This is a genomic window from Stenotrophomonas sp. STEN054 (assembly GCF_056854535.1).
In genome coordinates this window covers 1-4,567 of record NZ_JBXFWG010000103.1, presented here as the reverse complement: position 1 = coordinate 4,567, position 4,567 = coordinate 1, and the positions used below count along the sequence as shown (strand labels likewise).

Below are 4,567 nucleotides of genomic sequence, written 5' to 3'. Positions count from 1 at the left end.
TTTTTTTTTTGTCTGCTCTGGTTTTTTTTTTTTTTTTCGTGGGGGGTTTTTTTTTTTTTTTTCGTCGCGGGGCGGGGGGGGGGTGCCCCCTCCGGGGGGGGGGGGGGGGGGGGGGGCCCCCCCCCCCGGCGGCTTTGCCTCAATTCAACAACGTACCCAGCCGCTGTGCGGCTTCGCGCAGGCGCGGCAGCAGCTGGGTCTGCATCACGCCCAGGCCGATGCGGCCCGCCTGGGTGCCGATGTTCAGCGCGGCCACCACCTCGCCGCTGCGCGAATGCACCGGCACGGCGATCGAGCGCAGGCCGATCTCCAGTTCCTGGTCGACCAGCGAGACGCCTTCGCGACGTACCTTTTCCAGCAGGTCGAGGAAATCGTCCATGCGCGTGACCGTGCGCTCGGTGCGCGGCCGCAGCGGATTGCGTTCCAGGTAGCCTTCCAGCGTGTCGCGCGGCAGCGCCGACAGCAGCACGCGGCCCATCGAGGTGCAATACGCCGGCAGGCGGCTGCCCGCACGCAGGCCGATCGACATGATGCGCACGGTTTCCGCGCGCGCCACGTACAGGATGTCATCGCCGTCGAGCACGCCCAGCGAGCAGGATTCGTGCACGTCATCGCGCAGGGCATCCAGCACCGGCTGCGCCGCCGCGGTCATCGACGACGAGGCGACATAGGCACCACCCATGCCCAGCACGCGCGGCAGCAGCACGAAGCCACGGCCCTGTTCACCGACGTAACCGAGCTTTTCAAGCGTGTACAGCACGCGCCGTACCGCTGCGCGCGAGATGCCCGTATCGGTGCTGATCTGCGACATCGTCACTTCGCGTGGGTGCTGCGAGAACACGCTCAGCACGGCCAGGCCGCGGCCGAGCGAGGTCATGAAATCCGGATCGCCCTGGTTGTCCTGGATCTGCTGCATCAGCTCATGGGCCAGGCCACGATCCTGCGGTGGCGCAGGCGGGCGCTTGGGACGACGGCTGGGAGGAACGGCAGGCATGGCAGCAGCTTTCATCAGGTTCGACCTTGCATGGTAAGCGCTGGAACCGGCAACCGGTACCCACGCGGCGCAGCCATGCAGGCTGCACCGCGTGGCACGGCTTATTTGCGCTCGGGCAGCGCGTAGGCGATCACATAGTCGCCACGGTCCGGCGACTGGCGTGCGCCGCCGGCGGAAATCACCACGTACTGGCGACCGGTTTTCGGCGAGACATAGGTCATCGGCGTGCCCTGGCTGCCGACCGGCATGCGCGCCTTCCACACTTCCTCGCCGGTGCGGCTGTCGTAGGCGCGCAGGTAGTAATCCTGCGTACCGGCGAAGAACAGCAGGCCCGACTGCGTGGCCAGCGAACCGCCCAGGGTCGGCATGCCGATCGGAATCGGCAGGCCCATCTTGATGCCCATCGGCCCGGTGTCCTTCACCGTGCCCACCGGCACCTGCCAGACCAGCTGGCGGGTGGCGAGGTTGATCGCCGACATCGTGCCGAACGGCGGCTTCTGGCAGGGGATGCCCAGCTTGGACAGGAAGCGATCGCGCAGCGAGCCGTACGGCGTACCCGTCTGCGAAGCCGCACCCATTTCCACGCCACCGTCGCCGCTGGTCATCTGTGCACGCGGGATCAGCTTGGTCCACAGGCCCAGGCGCATGTCATTGACGAACAGGTAGCCGGTGGTCGGGTCGACCGAGGCGCTGCCCCAGTTCATGCCACCCAGCGAACCCGGCCACTGCAGCGCGAGGTCTTCGCCCGGCGGCGTGTACATGCCGTCGTAGCGGAACTGCTTGAACTGGATGCGGCACAACATCTGGTCGATCGGGGTCGCGCCCCACATGTCCGACTCGGTCAGCGTCTGCGCGCCGATCTGCGGCAGGCCCACCGACAGCGGTTGGGTCGCGGCATAGCGTTCGCCTTCGGCATTGCCCTGCGGTGCCGGGATGTTGCGCACTTCGCTGATCGGCACGCCGGTCTGGCGGTTGAGCATGAAGATCTGCCCGGCCTTGGTGATCTGCAGCAGGGCCGGCAAGGTGCCGCCCTTTCCGTCGGGCACGTCGGTCAGGGTCGGCTGCGCCGGCAGATCGTAATCCCACAGATCGTGGTGCACGGTCTGGTAGACCCAGCGCTCCTTGCCGGTGGCGACGTCCAGCGCGACCACGGCCGAGCTGTACTTGTCATCCTGCGGGGTGCGCTCGCCGGCCCACTGGTCCGGCGTGGTGTTGCCGGTGGGCAGGTAGACCAGGCCCAGCTGCGGGTCGTAGGCCATCGAGGTCCACACGTTCGGCGTGGCGCGCGTGTAGTGGATCGACGGATCCAGCGGCACGTCCGGGGTCTCCTTCGACAGGTCCCAGACCCAGGCCAGCGCGCCGGTACGCACGTTGTACGCACGCACCACGCCGGACGGTTCACCCACTTCGATGTTGTCGGCCACGCGGCCGCCGACCACGATCAGATCGCCGGCCACCAGAGGCGCGGCGGTGAGGGTGTAGAAGCCGGGCTTGATCTCGCCCATGCCGGTCTTCAGGTCGACCACGCCGTTGCTGCCGAAGTCCGGGCACAGCGCACCGGTCTTCGCATCCAGCGCGAACAGGCGGGCATCGATGGAGGTCATCAGGATGCGCTTTTCGCACAGGGCCGGGCCGGCGCTGGCGGTCTCGGTGGCCGGCTGCGGCGCGGGTGCCGGCGCAGCCGTCGTTGCGGCTGCCGGTGCGGTGGTCTCATCGAAGTAGCCCAGGCCACGGCAACGCTGCCAGTTCGGCGCGGTCGCCTTGGGATCGAAGGCCCAGCGCTGCTTGCCGGAGTCGGCGTCGATGGCGATCACCTGGTTGTGCGGGGTGCACAGGTACAGGGTGTCGCCGATCTGCAGCGGGGTGTTCTGGTCCTCGGCACCGAAGCCGTTGCTTTCCGGCACGTCGCCGGTGTGCGCGGTCCAGGCGACCTGCAGTTCCTTCACGTTGGCCGGGGTGATCTGGTCCAGCGCGGCGAAGCGGGTGCCGGCGGTGGTGTTGCCCCAGTGCATCCAGTCGCGCTGTTCAGCGCCCTTGGCCACCGGCACCACTGGCGGCGTCATGCCCTGTGCGGTCTGCACCGGGCGCGGCTGGAAGGCGGAGAAGGCCGTGCCCAGCAGGCCAACCAGCAGCACCGCGGCCACGCCGTAGGCGCCACGGCCGGCGACCTGGCCGCGGCTGCGGCGCAGTACCGGCCAGGCCAGTGCGACCAGCAGAGCCAGCACGGCCGGCATCACCAGGCGCGACACCAGCGGCCAGAACTCCCAGCCCCCATCCACCAGCGCCCACACCAGCGTGGCCACGAAGGCCAGGCCGTACAGTAGGGCACCGTTCGGCCGGCGCATCACCAGCAGCACGCCGGCGACGGCCGACACCGCACCCATCAGCAGGAAATACCAACTGCCCCCCAGCATTACCAGGCGAACACCGCCGACCAGCAGAGCCAGGCCGAACAGGGTCACCAGGATGCCGAGCAGGACCACCAGCACACGGCACAGGGCCGGAACTTTCGTCGTCTCGTCCACGTTGCATGAACCTCATTGCGAAAAACCCGCACGGAGGCGGGAAAGCCCCGCACGCGCCAGGCGTGGCGGGGGCCGTCGGCATCCCGGGCGGCTGCGGGCCATGGCGGCGGGCAGGCGTCTGCCTGCTTATGACGCAGGCGGGGTGAATGACCGGTTAGGGCGATTATCGCACTGGTGTGCGATTTCTGCGTGATGCTGCGAGGCCATGGGTGGAACGCAGCGGCGCGGTGGTGCCGGGAACGGGCAGGGCCGGGGCGAACCGGTTACCCTATGCCGCCATACAAGCTGGTAGCTGCAATGACCGACGCCACCGTGGCCGTCCCCGCCTGGGCCTCGCGCCTGCGCGATATCGCCGATTTCCCGAAGCCCGGCATCCTGTTCAAGGACATCATGCCGCTGCTTGCCCACGGCGAAGACTTCCGCGGCGCGATCACGGCCATGGCCGACCGCTGGCGCGGGCAGCAGCTGGACGCCATTGTCGGCATCGAATCGCGTGGGTTCATCCTGGGCGCCGCCATGGCGCTGGAACTGGGCGTGGGCTTCGTGCCGGTGCGCAAGCCGGGCAAGCTTCCTGGCAAGGTGCTGCGCGAGGAATACACCCTGGAATACCGCAGCGACTGCATTGAAGTGCATGCCGACGCGCTGCCGGCCGGCGCGCGCGTGGCCATCATCGATGACGTGCTGGCCACCGGCGGCACCCTGGGTGCCGCGCTGTCGCTGGTGCGCCGCCTGGGCGTTGAAGTGGTCGGCGCCGGCGTGCTGGTCGAGCTGGATGGCCTGGGTGGCCGCGCACGCTGGGAAGCGGATCTGCCGCTGCACACCGAACTGGTGTTCTGTGGGGGCGCCGGGCTGGGCCCGGCACTACCAACAGCCAGCAGGCCAGGCCCGGCGGATGCAGCATCCGTTGGATCCCGCATGCAGGTAGCGCCGGGCCATGCCCGGCGGATGCAGCATCCGTTGGATCCCGCATGCAGGTAGCGCCGGGCCCTGCCCGGGCGATGCAGCGGCCGTTGGCCCCCGCCTGCCGGTAGCGCCCGGGCCTGCCCCG

At 68.8% G+C, this 4,567-nt stretch carries 2 protein-coding genes and 1 pseudogene; 1 reads left to right on the top strand and 2 read right to left on the bottom strand.

The features are described 5' to 3' along the window. Positions 1–139: 139 nt before the first annotated feature. Both AC1VXD_RS19760 and AC1VXD_RS19755 read right to left on the bottom strand, forming a co-directional pair. The gene (locus AC1VXD_RS19760; RefSeq protein ID WP_116864825.1) at positions 140–994 is read right to left on the bottom strand and encodes an IclR family transcriptional regulator domain-containing protein; all 855 of its coding nucleotides are present in this window, start codon (positions 992–994) and stop codon (positions 140–142) included. Positions 995–1,095: 101 nt separating this feature from the next. Beyond that, on the bottom strand, positions 1,096–3,519 hold the full coding sequence (locus AC1VXD_RS19755; protein ID WP_482993469.1) for a membrane-bound PQQ-dependent dehydrogenase, glucose/quinate/shikimate family: 2,424 nt from the start codon (positions 3,517–3,519) through the stop codon (positions 1,096–1,098). A 297-nt stretch (positions 3,520–3,816) separates the two neighbouring features. Here AC1VXD_RS19755 and AC1VXD_RS19750 point away from each other — a divergent pair. Then, positions 3,817–4,353: pseudogene (locus AC1VXD_RS19750) on the top strand (adenine phosphoribosyltransferase); the annotation flags it as partial. Between the last annotated feature and the right edge of the window lie 214 nt (positions 4,354–4,567).

What these genes read in the sequence shown, in the direction of transcription:
- AC1VXD_RS19760 (WP_116864825.1), bottom strand. Translation starts at nt 994, where the DNA reads ATGCCTGCCGTTCCTCCCAGCCGTCGTCCCAAGCGCCCGCCTGCGCCA.